The 24,093-nt window shown below is 35.0% G+C and carries 23 protein-coding genes and 1 riboswitch; of the genes, 20 read left to right on the forward strand and 3 right to left on the reverse strand.

What is annotated here, in order from left to right:
• Positions 1 to 120: 120 nt before the first annotated feature.
• Both ald and JM172_RS16540 read right to left on the reverse strand, forming a co-directional pair.
• On the reverse strand, positions 121 to 1,254 hold the full coding sequence (gene ald, locus JM172_RS16535; protein WP_214483483.1) for an alanine dehydrogenase: 1,134 nt from the start codon (positions 1,252 to 1,254) through the stop codon (positions 121 to 123).
• 189 nt (positions 1,255 to 1,443) lie between these two features.
• Positions 1,444 to 2,685 carry a PucR family transcriptional regulator gene (locus tag JM172_RS16540; RefSeq protein ID WP_250886720.1) on the reverse strand — a complete coding sequence of 414 codons (1,242 nt, stop codon included), beginning with the start codon at positions 2,683 to 2,685 and terminating at the stop codon, positions 1,444 to 1,446.
• Between the two features lie 186 nt (positions 2,686 to 2,871).
• Here JM172_RS16540 and JM172_RS16545 point away from each other — a divergent pair, with 186 nt between their 5' ends.
• Complete coding sequence (locus tag JM172_RS16545) at positions 2,872 to 3,801, forward strand: alpha/beta hydrolase (protein ID WP_214483484.1); 930 nt, start codon at positions 2,872 to 2,874, stop codon at positions 3,799 to 3,801.
• A gap of 114 nt (positions 3,802 to 3,915) precedes the next feature.
• Here JM172_RS16545 and JM172_RS16550 read toward each other — a convergent pair whose 3' ends face one another.
• Positions 3,916 to 4,998 carry an AI-2E family transporter gene (locus tag JM172_RS16550; protein ID WP_214483485.1) on the reverse strand — a complete coding sequence of 361 codons (1,083 nt, stop codon included), beginning with the start codon at positions 4,996 to 4,998 and terminating at the stop codon, positions 3,916 to 3,918.
• A gap of 470 nt (positions 4,999 to 5,468) precedes the next feature.
• Here JM172_RS16550 and JM172_RS16555 point away from each other — a divergent pair, with 470 nt between their 5' ends.
• The 19 genes from JM172_RS16555 to JM172_RS16645 all read left to right on the forward strand — a co-directional run bounded on the left by JM172_RS16555 (position 5,469) and on the right by JM172_RS16645 (position 23,982).
• Entirely contained in the window at positions 5,469 to 6,281 is an 813-nt protein-coding gene (locus JM172_RS16555) for a class I SAM-dependent methyltransferase (protein ID WP_214483540.1), read from the forward strand.
• A gap of 61 nt (positions 6,282 to 6,342) precedes the next feature.
• Positions 6,343 to 6,882: an NfeD family membrane protein gene (locus tag JM172_RS16560; protein ID WP_214483486.1), complete on the forward strand. Its 540-nt coding sequence runs from the start codon at positions 6,343 to 6,345 to the stop codon at positions 6,880 to 6,882.
• Positions 6,883 to 6,927: 45 nt separating this feature from the next.
• Positions 6,928 to 8,490, forward strand: a complete 1,563-nt coding sequence (locus JM172_RS16565) for a flotillin lipid rafts scaffold protein FloT (protein WP_214483487.1) — start codon at positions 6,928 to 6,930, stop codon at positions 8,488 to 8,490.
• A 520-nt stretch (positions 8,491 to 9,010) separates the two neighbouring features.
• Positions 9,011 to 9,814, forward strand: a complete 804-nt coding sequence (locus tag JM172_RS16570) for a FixH family protein (RefSeq protein ID WP_214483488.1) — start codon at positions 9,011 to 9,013, stop codon at positions 9,812 to 9,814.
• A gap of 291 nt (positions 9,815 to 10,105) precedes the next feature.
• Positions 10,106 to 10,495: a hypothetical protein gene (locus tag JM172_RS16575; RefSeq protein ID WP_214483489.1), complete on the forward strand. Its 390-nt coding sequence runs from the start codon at positions 10,106 to 10,108 to the stop codon at positions 10,493 to 10,495.
• Between the two features lie 55 nt (positions 10,496 to 10,550).
• Positions 10,551 to 10,871 (forward strand): helix-turn-helix domain-containing protein, encoded by a 321-nt coding sequence (locus tag JM172_RS16580; protein WP_214483490.1) that lies wholly within the window; start codon positions 10,551 to 10,553, stop codon positions 10,869 to 10,871.
• Between the two features lie 245 nt (positions 10,872 to 11,116).
• On the forward strand, positions 11,117 to 11,710 hold the full coding sequence (locus JM172_RS16585; protein WP_214483491.1) for a class D sortase: 594 nt from the start codon (positions 11,117 to 11,119) through the stop codon (positions 11,708 to 11,710).
• A 170-nt stretch (positions 11,711 to 11,880) separates the two neighbouring features.
• Positions 11,881 to 12,006: an anti-repressor SinI family protein gene (locus JM172_RS16590; protein WP_214483492.1), complete on the forward strand. Its 126-nt coding sequence runs from the start codon at positions 11,881 to 11,883 to the stop codon at positions 12,004 to 12,006.
• Positions 12,007 to 12,212: 206 nt separating this feature from the next.
• The gene (locus tag JM172_RS16595) at positions 12,213 to 12,539 is read left to right on the forward strand and encodes a helix-turn-helix domain-containing protein (protein WP_214483493.1); all 327 of its coding nucleotides are present in this window, start codon (positions 12,213 to 12,215) and stop codon (positions 12,537 to 12,539) included.
• A 362-nt stretch (positions 12,540 to 12,901) separates the two neighbouring features.
• The gene (locus tag JM172_RS16600) at positions 12,902 to 13,216 is read left to right on the forward strand and encodes a YbjQ family protein (RefSeq protein WP_214483494.1); all 315 of its coding nucleotides are present in this window, start codon (positions 12,902 to 12,904) and stop codon (positions 13,214 to 13,216) included.
• 313 nt (positions 13,217 to 13,529) lie between these two features.
• Positions 13,530 to 13,636, forward strand: a riboswitch (TPP riboswitch).
• A gap of 387 nt (positions 13,637 to 14,023) precedes the next feature.
• A complete protein-coding gene (gene tenI / locus JM172_RS16605) occupies positions 14,024 to 14,641 on the forward strand; it encodes a thiazole tautomerase TenI (protein ID WP_214483495.1) in 618 nt (205 codons plus the stop codon).
• Positions 14,638 to 15,747 carry a glycine oxidase ThiO gene (gene thiO, locus JM172_RS16610; RefSeq protein WP_214483496.1) on the forward strand — a complete coding sequence of 370 codons (1,110 nt, stop codon included), beginning with the start codon at positions 14,638 to 14,640 and terminating at the stop codon, positions 15,745 to 15,747. The genes tenI and thiO overlap by 4 nt, the downstream gene beginning before the upstream one ends.
• A gap of 169 nt (positions 15,748 to 15,916) precedes the next feature.
• Positions 15,917 to 16,120, forward strand: coding sequence for a sulfur carrier protein ThiS (thiS, locus tag JM172_RS16615; protein ID WP_214483497.1), 204 nt, complete (start codon positions 15,917 to 15,919; stop codon positions 16,118 to 16,120).
• 1 nt (position 16,121) lies between these two features.
• Positions 16,122 to 16,889, forward strand: coding sequence for a thiazole synthase (locus JM172_RS16620; RefSeq protein ID WP_214483498.1), 768 nt, complete (start codon positions 16,122 to 16,124; stop codon positions 16,887 to 16,889).
• Positions 16,886 to 17,905: a thiazole biosynthesis adenylyltransferase ThiF gene (locus JM172_RS16625; RefSeq protein ID WP_214483499.1), complete on the forward strand. Its 1,020-nt coding sequence runs from the start codon at positions 16,886 to 16,888 to the stop codon at positions 17,903 to 17,905. The genes JM172_RS16620 and JM172_RS16625 overlap by 4 nt, the downstream gene beginning before the upstream one ends.
• Before the next feature lie 261 nt (positions 17,906 to 18,166).
• Positions 18,167 to 18,970 (forward strand): bifunctional hydroxymethylpyrimidine kinase/phosphomethylpyrimidine kinase, encoded by an 804-nt coding sequence (thiD, locus tag JM172_RS16630; protein ID WP_214483500.1) that lies wholly within the window; start codon positions 18,167 to 18,169, stop codon positions 18,968 to 18,970.
• Position 18,971: 1 nt separating this feature from the next.
• A complete protein-coding gene (gene thiE, locus JM172_RS16635; RefSeq protein WP_214483501.1) occupies positions 18,972 to 19,628 on the forward strand; it encodes a thiamine phosphate synthase in 657 nt (218 codons plus the stop codon).
• 575 nt (positions 19,629 to 20,203) lie between these two features.
• Positions 20,204 to 21,961, forward strand: a complete 1,758-nt coding sequence (locus JM172_RS16640) for an ABC transporter ATP-binding protein (protein WP_214483502.1) — start codon at positions 20,204 to 20,206, stop codon at positions 21,959 to 21,961.
• Positions 21,958 to 23,982, forward strand: coding sequence for an ABC transporter ATP-binding protein (locus tag JM172_RS16645; protein ID WP_214483503.1), 2,025 nt, complete (start codon positions 21,958 to 21,960; stop codon positions 23,980 to 23,982). Before JM172_RS16640 ends, JM172_RS16645 begins: the two co-directional genes overlap by 4 nt.
• Positions 23,983 to 24,093 lie beyond the last annotated feature (111 nt).

Here is a 24,093-nt window from a genome sequence, read left to right on the forward strand (position 1 = left end):
AGGCTTAGCTTGCTGTTATTGTATGTAATACATTACAAACAAAAGATCAATTACCTTGGCTACTACTAGAGGACGACCTATTAATAAGTCGTCCTCTGTCTTTTATATATACATCTGTTGTTAAATAGTTGTTAATTCTTTATTGAGTGCTTGATCAACTGAAATGTACTCGTATCCTAAGTCTTTTGCGACTGCTTCATATGTTACCGAACCGTTCGCAACATTCACACCAAGTTTTAAAGACGTATTATCTGCGATTGCTTTTCCGACGCCTTTATTAGCAATTTGTAACGCATACGGAACTGTTACATTCGTTAAAGCGATCGTAGATGTACGCGGTACAGCACCAGGCATGTTTGCAACTGCATAGTGGACAACGCCGTGTTTCGTATATGTTGGATTATCATGTGTTGTAATATGGTCAACTGTTTCAAAAATCCCACCTTGATCAATTGCAACATCAACAATAACAGAACCTGGTTTCATCGTAGCAACCATGTCTTCTGTAACTAGTTTGGGAGCTTTCGCACCAGGAATCAAAACAGCCCCGATAACTAGATCGGATTCTCTTACTGCTTCTGCGATATTTAACGGATTCGACATTAAAGTTTGTATGCTATTTCCGAAAAGGTCATCCAATTGGCGAAGACGTTCTGGGCTTAAATCAATTATCGTTACATCAGCACCAAGTCCAGCAGCAATTTTTGCCGCATTTGTGCCGACTACGCCACCACCGATGACAGTAACTTTTCCGCGTGAAACACCTGGAACTCCACCGAGGAGAATACCTTTTCCGCCTTTCGGTTTTTCTAAGAATTGCGCACCTATTTGTGAGCTCATGCGCCCAGCAACCTCACTCATCGGTGTTAATAACGGTAATGTGCGATTTACTTCAACTGTTTCATAAGCAATCGCTGTTACTTTTTTATCAACAAGAGCTCGTGCAAGTTCTGGTTCTGCAGCAAGGTGAAGGTATGTGAATAAGATTAAGCCTTCGCGAAAGTAATTGTATTCAGAAGGAAGTGGTTCTTTGACTTTCATAATCATATCTGCGCTGTCCCATACCTTAAGAGCAGAATCAATTATTTGTGCGCCAGATGCTTTGTAATCTTCATTTGTGAATCCGCTTCCAACGCCTGCATTCATTTCAACTAATACACTATGCCCTGCATTCGTTAATGCTATAACTCCAGCTGGAGTGATTGCAACACGGTTCTCATTGTTTTTAATCTCCTTAGGTACCCCTATAATCATCCTTTTATCCCCCTTGATAAATGTCACTAAATAACATGATCATATATTTAAGGTTAGTATAAATGTAAAAAAATATTTTTTCTTTGTGTAAAAACAAAAATGTAAAATTGACCATTTGTGGATTTCCACAAATGGTTTGAGGTCTGTCCCTCACTACTTTAAAAACTTTAGGTAGTGAGGGGCAGACCCTTACATTAAGCGGCTTAATTTCATTTCGATATAGAGGGTAAGTTTTTGGATGGGATCCTTTAGATTTATATCGCCAATCGCTGAAATACGTTTTAATCGGTAAGATAATGTGTTGACGTGAATATGGAGATGTTTTGCTGTTTCATTAATATTCCCGTCAAAATCTAAATAAGCTTCTAATGTCTGAAGTAAGTGGTTATTTTGTTGGCGATCATATTCTACAAGCTTGTTTATTGAATGATTCTCAATACCATCCTTACGTTTCTTTTCTAATAAAATATCAAAGTATTGATAGATGCCAATATCCTGGTAACTTAAAATCTTATTCATTTCATTAGGATAACGTTCCTTTAGATCAAGTACATTTAGCGCTTCTCTATAGCTGGTTTCAACTTTTTCATACTTATCATAAATGTGTCCTGCGCTTCCAATAATATTTGTGACGTTGAAGCGTTCTTTCATTAGTTTTATAAAAAGTTCGATAAAGTTAGTCAGTCCATGTTTTTGCTCGTTGTTCTCTTCCTTAGGTGATGTGAATAATATTAATTTATTATAATCAATAGTGTAAAAAATAATTTTTACACGTTGTGACGTAGTTAAAATATATGTAATGTTTTTTTCTACATTATGATCAATACTGCTTTCAAATTGAAATACGATGATTGAAAATAATTTAGGTGGATTTAGTTGTAATTGAAAGAACTCTTGGTCGATTTCATCCTTTGATAACATATGACCAGTTAATAACTTCCAATAAAATTCTTGATAGCCCTCTTTGTTTTGTTGTTTACGAATTTGGAGCTGTAACAGATGATTCTTTGCTAATTGTGCCATTTGTTGTAAATAAACCAAGTCATCTTCAGCTAGGGGATTCTCTACTTCTAATGCCCAAATAAAGCCTAATACTTCTTTGTTTTTGCGAATCGAAATTGCGACACGTGATCCTAAACCTACTTCACTGATACTTTTAACACGCAGCGGTTCGTCCCCTGCTAATAAAGCAGGAATTACACCGTTTTTCCATAGACTGTTAATAATTTTTTCAGGAACTCTTCTTCCAATGATTGTCTTAATTCTTGCTGGGTCTGTTCGTTCATCATGTGTGCTATAAGCTATTAAACGGTGGTTAGCATCCTCAATGGTTATAGGGCATTGAAGTACGTCACTTATATGATCAACGAACGATTCCATATCACCTAGTACACCTTTATATGAATGGTTTTTAGAAGAATAACCTGTCATACAATCGCTCCTATTCATAATATTTCTCATATGATTTCATAAGGAAAAGCAGTATGCCTTAAATATAACTAAAGCTAATGAAATATTATGTTATTTGCATATATTTTAATTGATTAGAAGGATTAATTCTATGTGTAGTCAAAATAAAATATAACAAAGTGAAAATTTTGCCGAGGGGATGTTATGATGCACGTTGCAACCTTTACTTATTCAGCAACCGATAGTGAGCAGATTTATGCTAAAAAATGGATTCCTGAACTATCCGAGTACCGAAGAGGAATTGTCCAAATTGCGCATGGTATGGCAGAACATATTGGGAGGTATGATAAATTTGCTCAGGCGCTCGTCAATGAGGGATATATTGTTTATGGCAATGATCATCGAGGTCATGGACAAACTGCAAATAATGAAGAGGACATTGGATATTTTGCAGATAGAAACGGCTTTGATTTAGTTGTAGAGGACATGTTTTATCTCACAAACCTGATCAAGGAACAACATGAACAACTTCCAATATTTTTATTTGGTCACAGCATGGGATCGTTTTTATCTAGAAGATTTATACAATTACATGGTGAAGAGATCACCGGTGTAATACTTTCTGGGACTGGCGGCGACCCTGGAATCTTGGGGAAAATTGGGGCGAGATTAGCAAAAAGCGAAATGACTAGGAAAGGACTGCGTCACCGTAGCAAACGGTTAGATAAACTTTCTTTTGGTAGCTATAATAAATCATTTAAACCGACACGAACTGATTTTGATTGGCTATCCCGGGATCAACAAGAAGTTGATAAATATGTTGACGATGCTTTATGTGGTGGAGTATTTACTTCTAGTTTCTTTTATGATTTATTAACAGGGCTTGAGGTTATTCATAGAAAAGATAATATTTTAAAAATACGAAAAGATTTACCGATATACTTATTTTCGGGTGCAAAGGATCCCGTGGGTAATTTTTCGAAAGGTGTATCGAAAGTATATGAAGCGTATAAGGCAGCAGGTATTGAAGACGTTACTTATAAGTTATATAAAGATGGACGGCATGAAATGTTGAATGAAACAAACCGGGATGAGGTGTATGAAGATATTATTACATGGCTTATAAAGCATACGTGAATTAGAGGATGCAACGATGTTAAAACAAATAATCGTTAACATAAATAAAGTAGTTCATATTGGAAATTATTAATTATAATCCAACTGAACTACTTGATGTTAAGGTATTTGTTCTTATTTAGATAACCTAGCTTCTACTAAATCTTCAAGCGTAGTTTTCATGACGGCTACAATTGGTACTGCAATGAACATCCCTATTACACCAAATGTACCACCACCGATTATAATAGCTAAAATGATCCATACTGGGCTTAAGCCAACTTTATCACCCAAAATTTTTGGTCCTAAATAGTAACCATCAAATTGCTGAAGTGCAAAGATGAAAATGGCTACCCATAGTGCTTGGATTGGATCACTAAATAATGTAATGATAACAGCTGGTACCATTCCAATGAATGGACCAAAATATGGAATCATATTAGTAATACCTACAATTAAGCTGATTAATAGTGCATACGGTACATTTAATATTAAAAGTCCTATAAAACATAATATTCCTATAATAAGGGAGTCTAACAATTTTCCAACTAGAAACTTTGAGAAAACTTCATCTAAATGACTGAAAAATTGTAGAACAGATTTCGCATAGCGTTCAGAGAGTAATGCTTTAACCAATTTTTTTGCTCCGGCACCAAAAGCCTCTTTGTCTTTTAGCATATAGATCGAAATAATAATTCCTATTAAAATATTGAAAGCTGTGGATGTAAGGGATATTAACCAGTCAGCAAGCTTATTTAAAAACAAACTAGTATATTCCCCAATTTTCAAAAATAGATCATTAGTATATGTATTTACATTAGACGTAATACCGTATTTTTCTAACAGTTCATTCTCAACGATATATTTTGTTATCCATTTGTTTGTATCTTCTATATATTTAGGTAGGTTGCTAATTAGGTTACCTATATTATCAATAATAATTGGCGTTATAAAAGTGAAGATTAAGCCTATAAATGAAAAGAATAACAAATAAACAGTAGTAATACTTATAATGCGGTTTACTTTGAACTTTCCTTCAAAATAATCAACTAGCGCCTTTAATAAATAAGCAATTCCAAAGGCGACAAAAAATGGAGAGAGTAACGATAAAAATGAAGAGACCGTCAGCTTCACCAATTCATAATTATCTACAAATTTCCATAATACTAATGCTGCGAATAAAAACAGCAAATATTGATACCACTTACGATCCTTCAATGCACAAATCTCCCTACAATTATTTTATGTACTTCTATATTAGACTGTTTTATCGCAATAGTCCATTTATCTGCAAAACGACATTGTACAAAGTTGTTTTTGCATAAATTGTTACTTTTTACTAAAGGATAAACACGATTACGTATAGCATTCTTGATATCATTTCTACCATCAAATAAAGAGGCTCGAACCAAGCCCACCTTTCTTTCCATTTTCGTTAAATAGAAAAGACCCTTTTACTAATTTAAGCAGTGGCAATAATTGAGACTATTTTCGTGCTAAGAAATATACTTATTATGCCACTAGAATTGAATCTGTGTTTTTTATAAAAATGACAATCGAATAAAACAGCAAAAAAATTGCAATAAAGTTATTAAAGAAACCTAATATTTTCGACTTGAAAAAAGTTAAAGGATTAAAACAGCAACATGACGAATATTATTAAACTTAGTAGAATGGGGGGATACGAAATAAAACAGGATGTAGTTAGTTTCTATAATCAAATGGCATGGAATGAGAAAGCTTACGAAGCTTGGTTTGCAAGATATGGCACACCGAAAGAGTACGCTTTACGGTTAAAGAAAAATCCAGAAAATAAAGTATCTCACTACTTAAGGTTTATGGGTGACGTAAAAGGTAAAAAGCTAGCAAATTTATTAGGATCTAAAGGTAATAATGCTGTGTGTTTTGCATTATTAGGTGCTGAAGTAACCGTTGTTGATATTTCAGAAGAAAATAAAAAATATGCAGTAGAGTTGGCATACGAAGCTAATGTGAACATCAAGTACATCGTTTCAGATGTATTAGCAATTCCAGATGAAAAAAAGCTAGCAGAGAACGATTTCATTTTGCTAGAATTAGGAGTGCTGCACTATTTCATTGATTTAGAACCTTTATTTAAGCTTGTCTTCCAATCACTCAAATATGGGGGGAAGTTGATACTTAGAGACTATCACCCAATCGTATCGAAGTTGCTCCAAGGAGAAAATGAACTGAAAGCTGCGGGAGATTATTTTCAAGAAGAAGTAATAGACGAAGATGTTGCATATCGGGTCTTATTACCTGAAAATCATCGTAACACGTTAAACAAAGTGAAGATTCGCAGGTGGAATATAGGAGAAGTCGTGACAGCTGTCTCACAAGCTGGCTTCATAATAAACTGTTTAGAAGAAGAAAAGGGAATCAAATGGGCGATGCCATATGATTCAGATGATGGAATTGAAAATAGGATTCCGGGATTATTCACTTTGGTTGCTTCTAATCAAAATATTAAAGAATTTTGAAACTATTCTTGCATAAGATCGTATTATTAATTAGGCAGCCTAAAGAAAGGAGGAAAAAATGATGGAGGTTATGGGATATCCCTTACAAACTATTTATTTGTATTGTTTAATCGGTGGAGGCATATTAACGGTTATTTATATTTTATTTGGTGATATTCTTGATGGAATATTGGATGTTGATCCCGGAGGATATTTAAATCCATCTTTGTTGTTATCATTTTTCACTATTTTTAGTGCAGCAGGATACTTATTAGAAAGGTTAACTTCCCTTACAAGTATTGTTTCAGCAATTATATCTTTTGTTACGGCTCTTGTTTGTTCAATCATCTTGCATTTATTTGTTTTTGTACCATTAAAGTCAGCTGAAAGTTCCATTACTATATCTGAAGACGATTTAAAGGGGAGAATTGGTAAGGTTATTATTTCAATTCCAAAAGGTGGCTATGGAGAGGTAATATTAGAAGGTAAGAGTGGCAATATCGCAAAATCTGCACAGAGCTTTGATGAAAAGCCGATTGCTTCTGAACAGCAAGTCATTATCATTGATGTCAAATCCGGCGTATTACAAGTAGCACCTTATGAGGAAAATTATGAGTTTTAAAAATAAATTTATTGTAAGATAGAAAATAATAGAGGAGGAGATAATATGAGTGGTCTTAGCACAATATTTATCGTAATAGGAGTTGTAGTTTTATTAATTCTTGCTTTAATTGCTGTATTTGTTAGCAGATACAGAACAGTTGGTCCAGATGAAGCACTTATCGTTACTGGAAGCTACTTAGGGAGTAAAAATGTTAATGTCGATGAAGGTGGCAATAAAATAAAAATAGTACGTGGTGGAGGTACATTTGTATTACCAGTATTCCAACAATCCGAACCGCTAAGCTTGTTATCTAGTAAACTAGATGTGCAAACACCTGAAGTATATACGGAACAAGGTGTTCCTGTTATGGCAGATGGTACAGCGATTATTAAGATTGGAAGCACAATTGGAGAAATTGCAACAGCAGCAGAGCAGTTTCTTGGGAAAACAAAGGATGCACTTCAAAATGAAGCACGAGAAGTATTAGAAGGACATCTTCGTTCTATACTAGGATCTATGACTGTAGAAGAAATTTACAAGAATCGGGAAAAATTCTCTCAAGAGGTTCAACGGGTAGCATCTCAAGACTTAGCAAAAATGGGTTTAGTTATCGTATCATTTACGATTAAAGATGTACGCGATAAAAATGGCTACTTAGAATCATTAGGTAAACCTCGTATTGCACAAGTAAAACGTGATGCTGACATCGCGACAGCAGAAGCAGACAAAGAAACACGCATCAAGCGTGCAGAAGCAGATAAAGATGCTCAGAGAGCTGAATTAGAACGTGCAACAGAAATTGCTGAAGCAGAAAAAGAGAATCAAATGAATATTGCTGATTACCGTAGAGAGCAGGATATAGCGAAAGCACGGGCTGACCAAGCGTATCATTTAGAGGAAGCACGTGCTAGACAGGAAGTTACAGAACAACAAATGCAAATTAGAATTATAGAGCGCCAAAAGCAAATTGAGCTTGAAGAAAAAGAAATAACACGTCGAGAGAAGCAATATGATTCTGAGGTGAAAAAGAAAGCAGATGCTGATCGCTATGCTGTAGAGCAGTCGGCAGAAGCGGAAAAAGCTCAACAAATTGCACAAGCAGATGCACAAAAATACCGTATTGAAGCGATGGCAAGAGCAGAAGCGGAAAAAGTACGAATTGACGGTGTTGCAAAAGCAGATGCAGAACGTGCACAAGGGGAAGCAGAAGCAGAAGTTACACGTCTTAAAGGTCTTGCAGAAGCAGAAGCGAAACAAAAAATTGCTGAAGCATTTGAAATGTACGGTCAAGCAGCAACACTTGATATGATTATTAGCATGCTTCCACAATATGCGAAGGAAGTTGCAAGTCCATTATCAAATATCGATAAAATCACTGTCGTTGACACAGGTAGTGGAGAAAATGGTGGTGCCAACAAAGTAACAGGCTATGCTACAGATTTGATGTCAACACTACAGGAATCCCTAAAGGCCTCTTCTGGTATTGATGTCAAAAACTTAATTGAGAATTTCTCAGGAAAAGGAAATATAAAAAATAGTTTAGACGAATTAAAGGAAGAAATGGTAAAAGAGCCTATTTTGGTAGAAGGAAAGTCGAAAGATCTAGTAACAAATGAACAACAATAATATTGATTTGTAAGACAAAAAAAGGAAATTGACATATCATCAACGATATGTCAATTTCCTTTTTGTCGTGTATATTAGTCTTAATGAATTACATATATAAAGAAACCAAGTTAATATCTGAACATTTAGAAAAAGTAAAAGATACACAGTTTTATTTATAATAAAGGTAATGTTGAAAGGTAACGATAAATGACCTTTCTCAAATAGATGATCGACTATTTTGTCATCATCACTCTTTATTTTTGATAGGAAAGGTCTGAAACCAAGCTTTTGAAGTTGTTTTATACTGTTGTCATTGTTTTGTAGACAACTAACTTTAGTTGTTAACTTGTTTATTGTTATGGGTGAAATATAACAATCAAAGATGATAACAATTTCTATTTGTGAAAAAAGAAATACATTTGCGTTAATTTCACAGATCTAACACAATTTTATTGTAAAATGACTGTTAGATATTTTTTACATAATAAAATTGGTAATAATGGACTTATCAATGATAGAAGGGGAGATAAATTAAATAATGAAGAAGTTACTTGTATTAGTTGCAGTATTGATCATAGGGTTAGTTGGTTGTTCTAAAACAGAGGAGCCACATGTACAATTGGAATTGATTGAGGTAGTAATTCAAACGAAGCCAGCTGTAATTAATCCACAGGATGAAGTTGAAATATCCGCAACAGTAACACAGGGAGAAGGTTTTGTTAATGATGCTGATAGTGTGACCTTTGAAATTAAAAAAATGGATGAAGAGGAATCAGAGGAAGTAGAGGGAAAGCTCAAAGGAGACGGAGTTTATTTTATTAACAAAACTTTTTCAGAAGCAGGTGTTTATGCTGTTACTGCACATGTTACAGCACGAGGATTACATACTATGCCTACGGAAGATATAACAGTCGGTTCGGCTGATGTTCAGCAAGAGAGCGAAAGCGTAATGAATGATGACTCAAGTGAGAGCATGGATATGAGCGATGAAGATAGTCACGAGAACATGGAAAGTGAATCTAGCGACCATGAAGAAGGAAATCATGGTGAAGGACTCAAAATTCATTTTATGTCAATGGATAATGTGAAATTAAATACTGAAGTAGCATTAACGGCACATCTCCAATTAGATAATAATCCATTATCAAAAGCTGAGGTTCAGTTTGAAGTTTGGCAGGACGGTCAAGAAAAGCATGATTATATTGACGCTATTGAAGGTGACGCTGGAGAATATAAGGCGCTAAAAACCTTTGATACCATCGGTGAGTATAAAGTGACTGTCCATATGAAAAAGGATGAGCTTCATGATCATATTGATAAAACAATTCATGTAGTAAAATAACCTATAAAAGGAAGGTTATAAGGATAAAGCTAAAACTAGACAGCTATTGGGGCGACTCTAAGTCGATAATTCGACTTAGAGCCGCTCTTTTTTATTGGAGTAAATTGGCAATATTTTTTATGTTTTTTTGTCATCATTGGAATGGAATTATGGTAATTAGCACCAAAAATTAAGTTGCGTTTTTTATGTGGTTCGATTTATACTAGATATATAATTCTTTATAAAGAACTTAAAATTCATTAAGGAGAACAGTTTTGAGGATTATAATGTCCTTTTTTGGAGGTGAATTTTTTGTTACCGATAAGCATACAACAACCTGCTAGTGGGGTTGTATCAATTGTGAGATATAGAAATCAGTCTATCCAAACGAAAAGTGCAGCTATTAAAATTATCTCTTTTCAAGATGATGGGTTAATTTTTGTTTGTGATTTGAAATTTCCTGTGAGTAAAGAAATAATTTTAAAAATTAACTTAGATATATTTAAAGAAGAAATAAATGTATTTGGAAGTATCGATGAAAGGTGTGAAATAGGAATAAAAGGATATGAGCATGTGATTGTTTACCATTTAGTAAGTGATGAGGTTATTGGAGACCTTTCAGAGGTAACAAAAAAATATTTGAAATTATCATTGTATAAAAAGAACCTAGAGATTATACAACAACAAGATAAGATGTATTGAGTAGAGAAAGGGAGATGGTGCTCACTAAAGAAAAAATGCCGAAGGAGGAAAATAAATGGATGGTTGTAAGGTAAAAGAGATAAGAATAATGCAAGGGATTTCATTGTCAGAACTTTCTAAACTATCGGGTGTTTCTAAATCATATTTAAGTATCATTGAAAGAGGCATACAGAAGAACCCTAGTATAGAAATAATTTGTAAAATTGCAGCAGCACTTAATGTGAATGTTGAAAAACTTATCAGTCCAAATGATGAAAAGTATATACATAAAGAAATAGATAATGAGGTTTTAGCATTAGCATTAGAGTTTTCTCAAGTTGATATTGATAAGGAAAAAGTAAAAAAATTTAAAGAATTCATCGAATTGCTCAAGTAAACAATATAGGGGGCTTGTATATAAGTCTTTGCTTCTTTCGATTTGAGACTAAGAATAGCTATCAATTTATTGTTCTTTATTAAGAATATGAGTGATTTGTCTGTTGTATGACAAGTATTAAACATGTTGTATTTTATCAGTAAGAACAAATAAGATGATTTAACCGTTGGTGGAGAAGGAGATTCATGAAAAAATTTTATATTTGTTTTGTTTTTCTTGGTATCTTAATTATTGCTTATCCAAAAGTGAATAATTTTTATAACTCTTACAATCAACAAAAGTTATTACAGTCCTTCAAACAAGTATCACCAGTGACGATAGATGATAACTTACAAAGTAATTACCAGGCGGTAAATCAAGTATTAAACAAAGGTGAGACAATTGACTCTGGAAAGATAACTAAAAGTCAACCAGATAAAGTATTAGAAAGTGAAAATCTCGACGTTATAGGTACGCTTTCAATTAATAAAATTGAGTTAATTCTACCGATTGTTGAGGGGTCTTCAGATAAAGACTTGAAATATGCTGCTGGTCATTTAATTGAAACGGCTCCTATAGGTAAAAAAGGTAACGCTGCTATCGCAGCACACCGAAGTTATACTTACGGAAAATTTTTTAATAGATTAGATGAACTTGAAAGTGGGGATGAGATAGTCATTCAAACCCTTACTGATAATCATGTGTATTCTGTTTTTAATAAGATAGTAGTTTTACCAACTGATATGTCTGTTCTTTCTAATCTAGGAGATGATTCATATATTACGTTAATTACCTGCGATCCTATTAAGAATCCTACTCATCGTTTAATTGTTCAGGCACAAAAGAAAAATGATGACTGACAGAGGATTTTTGCCTACAGCCTTGTTGTTATTACGAAGAAAAATGCGGGACATAAGAGAAAATTTATTATTAGGTAATTCCTATGGAAAAAAATTTTTTGAGATGTTCAGGGAAGAGGATATATAGCAACAAAGTATATAACAAAGAAAACTATTGTGGAGGGGAAAAAATGAGTAATACAAAGCAGCAAGTAAAGCTCGATGAGGAGTGGGTTGATTTAATTCTTACAGCATTAGAAATTGGTTTACCTGTAGAGGAAATACGTAATTTCTTAAAAGATGTCAAACAAGCATAATTGAAAAAATCTACTGTGCTTTAAGTTGTTATGATTTTATGAAACAATCATCTCTTGCTCTATGGTATACTAAAACATATATGCGAAAATGTTTAGTAAATGAATATATACGGAGAAATAATTCGAATAGTTTTTATGTCCAATGAATTTAGATAACCAATAAAACATTTTAACTCTAACATAGAAAGAAATAAGTAGGTGAAAAAATGATAGGGGAACGCGTGAAAAAATACCGATTACAAAAAGAATTATCACTAACAGAGTTGGCTGATCGTGCCGGGGTTGCAAAATCATATTTAAGCTCTTTAGAGCGCAATCTCCAGTCAAATCCTTCTGTTCAGTTTTTAGAAAAAATTTCAATGGTTTTAGATGTTTCAGTCAATTCATTATTGTTTGATGAAGATGAAATACCCGATGAAGATCTTGATTCTGAATGGATAAACCTTGTAAGAGAGGCAATGGATTCTGGTGTTTCGAAAAATGATTTTAAAGAATTTTTAGAATTTAACAAATGGAAACTTAAAAAACAATAATATTCTTTTAACAATATTAATAACAACTTACATGCTCATCGAGCTCTTATGTGGATTATTCTTCATAGGGGCTTTTTGTTTTTTCTTTGAACTATTTGATAGGGGCATTCGTATTATACATGATTAACACATTTTTAATACTTGTTCACAAAACTATATTTTTTAGAGGTGGTTTGTATTGAGTGTGCTTAAATATTGTTTAATTACTTTAATCATATGTTTTCAAATACTTGGGTTTGTATTTCTCTTAATTAAATTCAAAGTAAGTTTGTATTTTTTTGGTAGTGCTTTTGTTATTTTAATCATGTTACTTGTCATGTTAATTTTTGAACGTTTAAAAGAAAAAAAGGAGGAAGATCAAGATGATCTTAGTAACTACTGATTTTGTCCCAGGGAAAGAGATCAAACAATTAATAGGGTTTGTTAGAGGAAATACTGTGCAAACGAAGCATATTGGTAAAGATATCATGGCAGGGCTTAAGACACTTGTTGGAGGAGAAATTAAAGAATATACAGAAGTCATGGATGAGGCTCGGCAGCGGGCGATTAGCAGAATGGTAGAAGATGCAAAAAGTAAAGGGGCGAATGCCATTATATGTTTACGCTTAGAAACATCTAATGTGATGACAGGTGCTTCTGAAATCATTGCATTCGGAACAGCTGTAGTAGTTGAATAGTAAGTTTATTTCGTGAAATTTGTTGCTTTCTTATTAAATTAGTACAGTTTCGCGATGGAAATCCCCATCGTTTAAATGTGAAAAGTTGATATGATATTCCTTTTTGCTTTTCTAAAAACGATTATAACTAAAGTTCAGGAAATCTCTTCTTCTCTAAAGACTATAAAAATTTTATACCTTGTAAAAAGCTGTGAGTCATGATATTCACTCAACTGTCATATATATTAATTGAGAAATCTAGTACATGTGTTATACTATGAAAAGAAATAACTAAAGGCTTTCTTAGGAAAGTATGAGACAGCCTAACTAAATATATTAACACTAGGGGAGTCTGATTAAAGACTGAGATGGAAGCTTGTTTCCAGACCCTTTGAACCTGATCTGGCTGACACCAGCGTAGGGAAGTGGACAACATGTGATAATGACTTTGTCTTCATGCTTAATTTATGAAATAGGTGTGAGACATATTATTCATGAATTGGATTAATAACGTCAACTATTCATGCATTCGATACATGTAAACCCACTCTTACGCAAGAGTGGGTTTTTTAGTTGCTTATGCTTATGACTGTTGCTGGCGGCATGTACATTTCAATATTGTTATTTTCCTATTTGCCAATCACGTCTAGGACACAAATTATAGTATATGGGTAATTCTCAATATCGATGAGCCGTTTGGATTGCTAAGTAAATTTAAGTTGGTACATTCCTCATCTTGATATGTGAGACCGTTTATTAGTGAGTAATGTCTAGAGCTGAATAAACTAAGCTCAAATACTTGACTAAATTTATTTACAAGGAGGTCTTATGGCAAACAAAGAGCTACATATTGTTTCAACTGGGACACAATCAATCAACACGTTTGTTTCGATTATTAGTGAGATTCATCCTTTTGCAACTGCTATACATTTACGTGAAAAACAAATGTCAGCGAGAGACTTATACCAAACGATTAATCAACTAATTCAACGAAGTGTACCACTTAATAAAATAGTCATAAATGACCGAATTGATGTTGCTTCAATTGCTGAAGTTGGTGGTGTTCAGCTAGCATATCATAGCTTATCAGTAGGCGATGTGAAAAGGGCATTTCCAAAACTTCGCATTGGGAAGTCTGTTCATTCATTAGAAGAGGCTGTTGAAGCAGAACTGCAAGGGGCTGACTATGTGATATATGGTCATATTTATCCTACCTCCTCCAAAAAAGGAGTGATAGCTAAAGGGGTTGATAGCGTCGAAGAATTAAAAAAACAGCTATCTATACCTTTAATTGTCATTGGAGGAATTAAACCATCTCATATTCCTGAACTGATAGATAGAGGAGTAGATGGAGTGGCAGTATTGTCAGGCGTATTATTAGCCCAAACGCCTATAGAAGCAGTAAAGGAATATTCAAAAATGTTATCGAAAGAGATGATTACATGAAGAAAACGTATGATGCCATCGTTATTGGTGGGGGTATAAATGGTGGTTCAATCGCTTATCATCTAGCAAAGCGAGGGCACCATGTGCTGGTCATTGAGAAAGATCAATTAGGTAGTAAAGCTTCTGGTGCTGCTGCAGGGATGTTAGCAGCTCAAGCGGAATTAACTGAGGATGGGCCACTGTTTCAATTAGCTAAAAAAAGCAGGAGCATGTTTCCTACAACGATCGAGGAATTAGAAAGCAAATCGAACGTCCATATTGGATATGTGAACAAAGGAATGCTCAAGATTGCAATAAGTGAAGAAGAGGAGCAGCAATTAAAACACATTATTCAATTGCAGAAAAATATTGGGGAACAAACTGAATATTTAACATCTGAAGAAGTGAGAGCATATGAACCTTCACTGTCTTCAATTGTAAGAGGAGCTATGAGTATACCTACAGATGGCCAAGTGTCCGCTCATGATTTAACGATTGCATTTTTTAGGGCAGCAAGGGTGCTAGGAGCTACGATCAAAGAGGAAACAAATGTTTATTCATTAATCATAAAAAACAATAGAATCCAAGGTGTTGTGACAAACGAGGGTGAATTCCATTCCGAACGGATTATTGTAGCTAGCGGTGCTTGGACGGACATGGTTGTCAAGCAAACTGGGTTGTCATTGCCTAGCTATCCAGTAAAAGGGGAATGTTTAGCTGTCAAGACTGACAAACCTCTGTTAACACAAACAATCTTTTCTCATCATTGTTACCTAGTTCCAAAAAAGGGTGGAAGAATAATTATTGGAGCAACAATGTACCCAAATACATTCAATACGACAGTATCTACGGGTTCCGTTTGTAGTCTAATAGAGAAAGCTTCGATCATTTTACCAGAAATCATCAACACTCAATTTGAAAAAACATGGTCAGGCATTCGTCCTCAAACTCACGATGGTATGCCTTTGTTAGGGGAGCACCCGCATGTGGAGGGCTTAATTATAGCTACAGGGCATTATCGTAATGGGATTTTGTTAGCCCCTATAACTGGCAAAGTTACTGCTGATTTAGTTGAAGGAATCGATCTTGATCATGAGTTAATACACCATTTTCGAATTGATCGTTAAAATGATTGGGTTTTTAAATATAGGTTCTTTTTCCGTATGTTTTGTTGATGAGATATACAGCTAGCTTACGCAAACAGATTGAATGTTGTACGCAAATCAACACCGAGCTAGAAAATATGAAAATAACAATCTATGATTAGACAATGTTGTTAGTGAAAGGAGTGTGAGAATGAAGTTATTTATTAATGGTGATCGGGTTGATGTACCTGATACTTTAGAAAATATATCAGATGTACTCGCCCACTTCGAGCTTGAGGATAACATTGTTATTGTTGAAATTAACTCTACTATTTTACAAAAGCAGGATCATAAAGATACACAAGTAAATGATAATGACAGAATTGAGATTGTACATTTTGTAGGAGGCGGTTAATATGTTAAAAATTGGACCATATGAATTTTCATCACGCTTATTTTTAGGAACAGGTAAATATTCTAGTTTTGAGGTACAAAAGGAAGCTGTTGATGTATCGAATACAGAAGTATTAACTTTTGCAGTTCGAAGAATGAATATTTATGAAAAAAGTCAACCTAATTTTTTAGAACAGTTAGACGTGAGTAAATATAAGTTATTACCAAATACGGCTGGCGCAGCAACGGCTGAAGAAGCTGTTCGTATTGCAAAGCTAGCAAAAGCTTCTGGTCTTTGTGATATGATAAAAGTAGAAGTAATTGGAGATTCAAAAACGTTGCTACCAGATCCAATAGAAACGTACAAAGCATCCGAACAATTACTTGATGAAGGCTTTATTGTCTTGCCTTATACGTCTGATGATGTTGTACTAGCAAGAAAACTACAGGAGTTAGGCTGTCATGCAATTATGCCAGGTGCATCACCGATTGGCTCTGGACAAGGTATTATTAATCCTTTAAATTTAAGCTTTATTATTGAACAGGCTACGGTTCCAGTAATCGTAGACGCAGGAATCGGTAGTCCAACAGATGCAAGCTTAGCAATGGAGTTAGGTGCTGACGGCGTATTGTTGAATACAGCAGTATCTGGTGCAAATGACCCGGTTAAGATGGCACAAGCAATGAAGCTGGGGATTGATGCAGGACGGTTAGGGTATGAGGCGGGGCGTATACCAAAAAAACGATATGCTACTGCTAGCAGTCCGATGGAAGGAATGAGCATTGGTTGAGTGAACGTTATTCACGACAACAATTATTTTTACCGATTGGTGAAACAGGTCAACAAAAAATCTCTAACAAGCATGTACTCCTTATTGGGGCTGGAGCATTAGGAACAGGCAATGCTGAAGCCCTCGTGCGAGCAGGGGTTGGAAAATTAACAATCGTTGATAGAGATTATGTTGAATGGAGCAATTTACAAAGACAACAACTTTATAGTGAAATAGATGCACAAGAGAGAATACCTAAGGCTGTTGCAGCAAAAAGCCGATTACAAGCGATAAATTCACATGTGGAAATCAATGCACATGTTGCAGATGTGTCTGTACGAGAAATGGAAGAGTTGGTTTTAGGAGTAGATCTCATCCTTGATGCAACCGATAATTTCGATACGAGATTGCTAATAAATGATATTTCGCAAAAATACGAAATTCCTTGGATATATGGTGCTTGTGTTGGAAGCTATGGAATTAGCTATACAATTGTCCCTGGAATCACACCATGTTTACATTGTTTACTAGAAACAGTCCCTTTAGGAGGGATGACATGTGATACTGCTGGAATTATTAGTCCAGCAGTTCAAATGGTGGTCGCTTATCAGACAACTGAAGCTTTAAAGATATTAGTCGAAGACTGGGCTGCTTTAAGAAAAAAGCTAGTATCTTTTGATCTTTGGAAAAATCAACATTCAGCAATTAGTGTTGATAAAGTAAAGAAGACTGAATGTTCATCTTGTGGTGAAGATAGAACCTATCCATTTCTATCTTATGAAAATCAAACGAAATCAGCCATTCTTTGTGGCAGAGACGCGGTACAAATTCGACCACCCAAAAAAATTGATCGGGATTTGGAAAAAGTAGCTGATCTACTGAAATCTCAAGGTGGTACGGTTGAGCGTAATCCATATTTAGTTGCATTTTCGACAGGTCAACATCGGCTCGTTATTTTTAAAGATGGTCGTGTCCTCGTTCACGGCACAAAGGAAATATCAGAGGCAAGGTCGTTATATCACAAATATTTAGGGTGAAAACATGTAATGAAATGAAGACACTCATTGCCAAAACAGTCAAACAATATACTGTTTTGCTTTGAGTGTTGTTTTTAGCGATAAACAAAGCATTGTTACTTCATCCAAATGAGGATGTATAAACCTTCAAAAGCTGTTCTAATTAGTAGCAATAACAACATTTTAAAATGAGCTAAATAAAATAGTGTATGTTCAAAAAGTCCTTCCCATTATCAAGCACTTACTTATTTGAACATCCTAGTAAAGTTGGAGATGGTACAAATGAATGTATATAAAGCATTAACAATTGCTGGATCTGATAGCGGAGGTGGAGCAGGGATTCAAGCTGATTTAAAAACATTTCAAGAGCTTGATGTGTTTGGTATGTCTGCTATTACAGCAGTGACCGCACAAAATACTCTCGGTGTTCAAGGGGTCTTCCCATTAACAGTAGAAGCTGCGATTCAACAAATAGACTCTATCGCTACCGATTTAGCTCCAGACGCCATAAAAACTGGCATGCTATTTTCGAGTGAATTAATCAAAGCGGTAGCTAATAAAATTTCTGAATATAGGTGGCAACATATAATTGTTGACCCTGTAATGGTTGCAAAGGGTGGTGCTGCCTTGCTTCAAGAAGAAGCGGTTACGACTCTTAAGAAGTACTTAATCCCATTAGCATATGTTATTACTCCGAATATACCAGAAGCAGAAATAATTGCAGGCATCAAGATAAATAATTTGGATGATCGACAAAACGCTGCAAAAATGATTCATGAACTAGGTGCACAGAATGTAATCATTAAAGGTGGTCATGACGAAGACGATATTGTTGTAGACCTATTATTTGATGGTGACGAGTTTTATGAGTTTCATAACAAAAGAATAGAAACGAGACATACACATGGAACTGGTTGTACTTTTGCAGCGGCAATTACCGCAGAAATTGCTAAAGGAAAAGCTATTTACGAGTCTATTGAGACCGCAGAAGCTTTTATCCAAGCAGCGATACAGCATGAGTTAGGCATTGGTTCAGGACATGGACCTACGAATCATTGGGCATTTGGCAAGAAAGGGGCTCTTTAAAATGTCTAATAAAAAGGTTCAAGAAATGTTACCACTTTATCTCGTGATGGGCAGTCAAGATTGTTTAGGTGATCCTTGTGTCGTTCTACTCGAAGCGATCCGTGGTGGTATCACTGCTTTTCAATATCGTGAAAAAGGTATTGAAGCAAAAAGTGGCATAGCAAAATATGATCTAGGAATTGAGCTTCAAAAGATATGTAAAGATCACAACATCCCTTTTTTCGTTAACGATGATATTGAACTAGCAATTAAGCTTCAAGCAGATGGTGTACATATTGGCCAAGAGGATGAGCCAGTCGAAAATGTGCGTAATAAAATAGGCTCCACAATGGTATTAGGCGTATCTGCTCATACTGTTGAGCAAGCAAAAGATGCAACTGCAAAAGGAGCCGATTATTTAGGTGTAGGCTCAATCTATCCAACTAGTACAAAAAAAGATGCGACAAATGTAAATGGACCTTCGATTATTCAAGAAATGAGAGACAACGACATTTCGGTACCGATTGTTGCAATTGGTGGGATAAAAGCTGGAAAGATTCAGCCAATAATACAAGCTGGAGCAGAGGGTGTTGCAGTCATTACTGCGATTACACATGCAGATGATAAAATGAGTGCTACACGCAAATTAATTGAAGAAGTTAGCTCAGCAAAGATTTAAATCGTTAACACAACTTATTAATTCACATATTTTTTAAAAAATAAGAATTGACAGAACAAGCCAATTAATGATAATCTAGCAAAGTATTAACTTTAACTATTAACAAGGAGGGTTACGAAATGATGAAGAAAATTGTATTCATTACTGATATCAAAGATGTAGACGTGAACAATAACAATAACTTCATAATGAAAAACGTGACCTATCCAATGACGGCTTTTTATATTTAAACTAAGAGAATTTTTTAAAAAATCTCAGAAGTTGAAAAACAATTGTTCTCACAAGGTATAGGTCATGGAATTAATCCGTGGTTTGTGCCTTTTTATATTGCTATACAATATAATTGGATAATTAGGGCATATCTGGAATCATTCGGATATGCCCTTTTTATATATAACGATTGTTCAACATAACAGAGCAAAGGTATTTCTGTTCATTGAACACTAAAACAACATACTTAACCAAATTTTTGAGGAGGACATGAAATGGAATCGAAACAATCATTGAGAACGATGAATACTGGGGATCTCGAAGGTGGCTAGCGTACAGACAACTAAGAAAAGGAGGATGATCACATGTTTTCAGTTTTATTAAAATTAAAATGGTTTTTTAAGGAAGAATGGAAACGCTACGCAGTGGCAATTACATTATTGTTTATCGTGAACATATTAGAGGTGATTCCGCCATGGCTAATCGGTGGGGCAATTGACGATATTTTTGTAGGTAGTTTGACTGTTCAAAAACTGACTCAATATTTACTGGTGTTATTGGCAATTATGGTTGTCACATATGCAATGACATATAAATGGATGTACAACTTATTCGGTGGAGCGTTCGTTGTGGAGCGAACGTTACGTTCAAGATTTATGAATCATTTATTAAAGATGACCCCAACATTTTATGAAAAGAAACGCACAGGAGATTTAATGGCACAGGCTACGAATGATTTAAAAGCCATATCAATCACAGCCGGTTTTGGAATACTTACACTCATAGATTCTTCTGCATATATGTTGACGATATTATTTACAATGGGTTTTATGATCAGCTGGAAGTTAACTCTTGCGGCAGTGTTACCAATGCCAATCATGGCGATTGCGATGAAGATTTATGGAAAGAAAATCCATGAACGGTTTACGGAAGCTCAGGATTCATTTGGTGATATGAATGACCGTGTGTTGGAATCCATATCAGGTGTTCGAGTTGTGCGTGCATATGTACAGGAACAAGCAGACCGACAACAATTTGAGTCCCAGACCAACGATGTTTATAAGAAAAATGTAAAAGTTGCAGTCATTGATGCACTGTTTGACCCAACGATAAAAGTATTAGTTGGTATGAGTTATTTAATAGGTCTAGGTTACGGAGCGTATCTAGTCTTTCATAAGGCTATTACATTAGGTGAGCTCGTTTCATTTAACGTTTATTTAGGAATGCTTATATGGCCAATGTTTGCAGTGGGAGAATTAATGAATGTAATGCAACGTGGTAATGCGTCACTAGATCGTGTTAACGAAACACTTTCATATGAAGCAGATGTAATGGACGATAAGCAACCTCGTTCGCTTGAATATCCAGGAGCAATTTCATTTGACAATGTGACATTTAAATATCCTTCTTCAGAGGTTAATAATTTGGAGGGAATATCATTCAATCTATCTCGTGGAGAAACGTTAGGGATTGTTGGTAAAACAGGAAGTGGAAAGACAACGTTAGTAAAACAACTTTTACGTGAATACCCGCTTGGTACTGGAAATATTGCTATTTCTGATGTGTCACTTGAGCATATTGCGATAGAGCAAATTCAAGGATGGCTCGGTTACGTTCCTCAAGATCACGTGCTGTTCTCTAGAACTGTAAAAGAAAATATCATATTTGGTAAGAAAGACGCAACAGACAAAGAGATTGACAAAGCCATTGATTTAGCTGCTTTCCGTAAAGATTTAGCTCTTATTCCTGAAGGACTAGAAACATTAGTAGGAGAAAAAGGAGTGTCATTGTCGGGCGGGCAAAAGCAGCGGATTTCTATCTCTCGAGCGCTCGTAGTTAATCCAGAAATACTGATTCTAGACGATTCTCTTTCAGCAGTTGATGCTAAAACAGAAACAAAAATTATTGAGAATATCCAGCAAGAACGAGCTGGCAAAACTACAATTATAACAACACACAGATTGTCTGCTGTCCAGCATGCTGACAGAATACTCGTTCTCGAAGATGGAAAAATCACTGAAGATGGTACCCATTTTGAATTACTACAACAAAACGGATGGTACAAAGAGCAATATGACCGTCAGCAACTAGAAGAACATATTGAAGAGGAGGTGGTTGTATGACAATAGGAAAACGCTTATTTAATTATGCTCTTTTATACAAAAAAACAATCATCTTTGCACTACTCATGCTAATGGTTGCTGTTGCAGCTGATTTAGCTGGTCCATTTATTGCAAAGCGCATGATTGATCAGCACATTTTAGGAATTGATAGTTATCCGTGGTATGAAACAGATGAAGGGGAAAACGCTGTATTATATCAAGATACATGGTACAAACGGGAGGATCATTTTTCTGTCGATGAAGTAAAAGGAAAAGAGGTTCGGGTCTTACAAGTAGGTAGAGTTTATGTGTTTGTTGACCAACCAGTTACGACTCCTGAGGGTGAAAGAACATTTGATGACGGCACATTGATCATTACCCGTAGTAATGAAGAGATGAGCTATCCAGCTGTCGAACTAACAAATGATGAGCTATTATCTTTTTACATGCCAGAAGTAGACGATTTATTTAAATTAATTTTAGTGTACTTTGCTTTGCTTGTCGTCGCTTCAATATTCACATATGGGCAAAAATTTTATCTAGAAACTTCGGCAAATCGTATTATTAAGAAAATGAGAAACGATGTATTTACACATATTCAAAAACTGCCAATTAAATATTTCGACAGCTTACCAGCTGGAAAAATAGTTTCAAGGATTACTAATGATACTGAAACGATAAAAGAACTATTTGTAACCGTGTTAGCAACATTCGTTACTAGTATTATTTATATTACTGGTATTTATATTGCGTTATTTTTATTAGACGTAAAACTTGCACTCATTTGTTTAGTGCTTGTTCCAATACTAGTCATTTGGATTAAATTTTATCGAAAGTATGCGTCAAAATACAACCATATCATACGATCACGCCTAAGTGATATAAATGCAATGATCAATGAATCAATACAAGGAATGACTATTATTCAAGCATTCCGAAGAAAATCTGAAACAAAAGAAGAATTCGAAGAAATTAATAAAGATTATTTTGACCATCAAAATAAGTTACTACGCTTAAATTCTTTAACATCTCATAATTTAGTTGGCGTACTACGTAATATTGCCTTCGTTGCTTTGATTTGGTATTTTGGTGGCCAATCATTAACAGCAAATTCGGCTATATCCCTAGGTGTGCTATATGCGTTTGTTGATTATTTGAATCGTCTATTCCAACCGATCACTGGATTAGTAAACCAATTAGCAAATCTTGAGCAAGCATTAGTATCTTCAGAACGAGTTTTTGAGCTTCTTGACAAAGATGGCACAGAAGTTTGTGAGGATAAAATGCCACGCTATAAAGGTAATGTTACATTTGATAAAGTTTCTTTCGGCTATAAAGAAGGGGAAACAGTTCTCCATGATATTTCCTTTGAGGCGAAGGAAGGGGATACGATTGCACTTGTAGGTCATACGGGTTCAGGAAAAAGTTCAGTTATGAATCTTCTGTCCCGCTTTTATGATACGAAAGAAGGCAAAATACTCATTGACGGTCAAGATATAAATACTATCCCAGTACAAATGATAAGGCAGCATATGGCAATCGTTTTACAAGATCCATTTTTGTTTACGGGTACAATAGCTTCTAACGTTAGCTTAAATGACCCAATGATAACTCGTGAACAAGTAGAAAAAGCTTTACGAGATGTTGGGGCAGATCGATTGCTTAAAAACTTACAAAATGGCTTTGACGAGAAGGTAATTGAAAAAGGGAGTACGTTATCTACAGGGCAGAGACAGTTAATATCTTTTGCACGTGCACTTGCTTTTGATCCAGCAGTTCTCATTCTTGATGAGGCCACCGCAAATGTTGATACAGAAACTGAAAAAATTATTCAAGACGGGTTAGAAGTGTTGAAAAAAGGACGTACAACATTTATTATCGCTCATCGCCTATCGACGATAAAAAATGCGAATCAAATTTTAGTACTCGATCGAGGACGAATTGTTGAACAAGGTAATCACGATGATCTCATGCAAATGAGAGGAAAATACTATCAGATGTACCAGTTACAACAAGGTAAACAGTCATCTTTAGCAGGATAAACGGTACTTCAACGTAACGGATGACCTATCTAAAACATGTTTTTTACATCGTATGAGGAGTTTTGGATTTAAAAACATGTTTTATGGGTCAAAAACGTGAATTTATTGGTC

Origin of the sequence: Bacillus sp. SM2101 (assembly GCF_018588585.1) — a bacterium.
GTDB classification, from domain to species: Bacteria; Bacillota; Bacilli; order Bacillales; family SM2101; genus Nanhaiella; species Nanhaiella sioensis.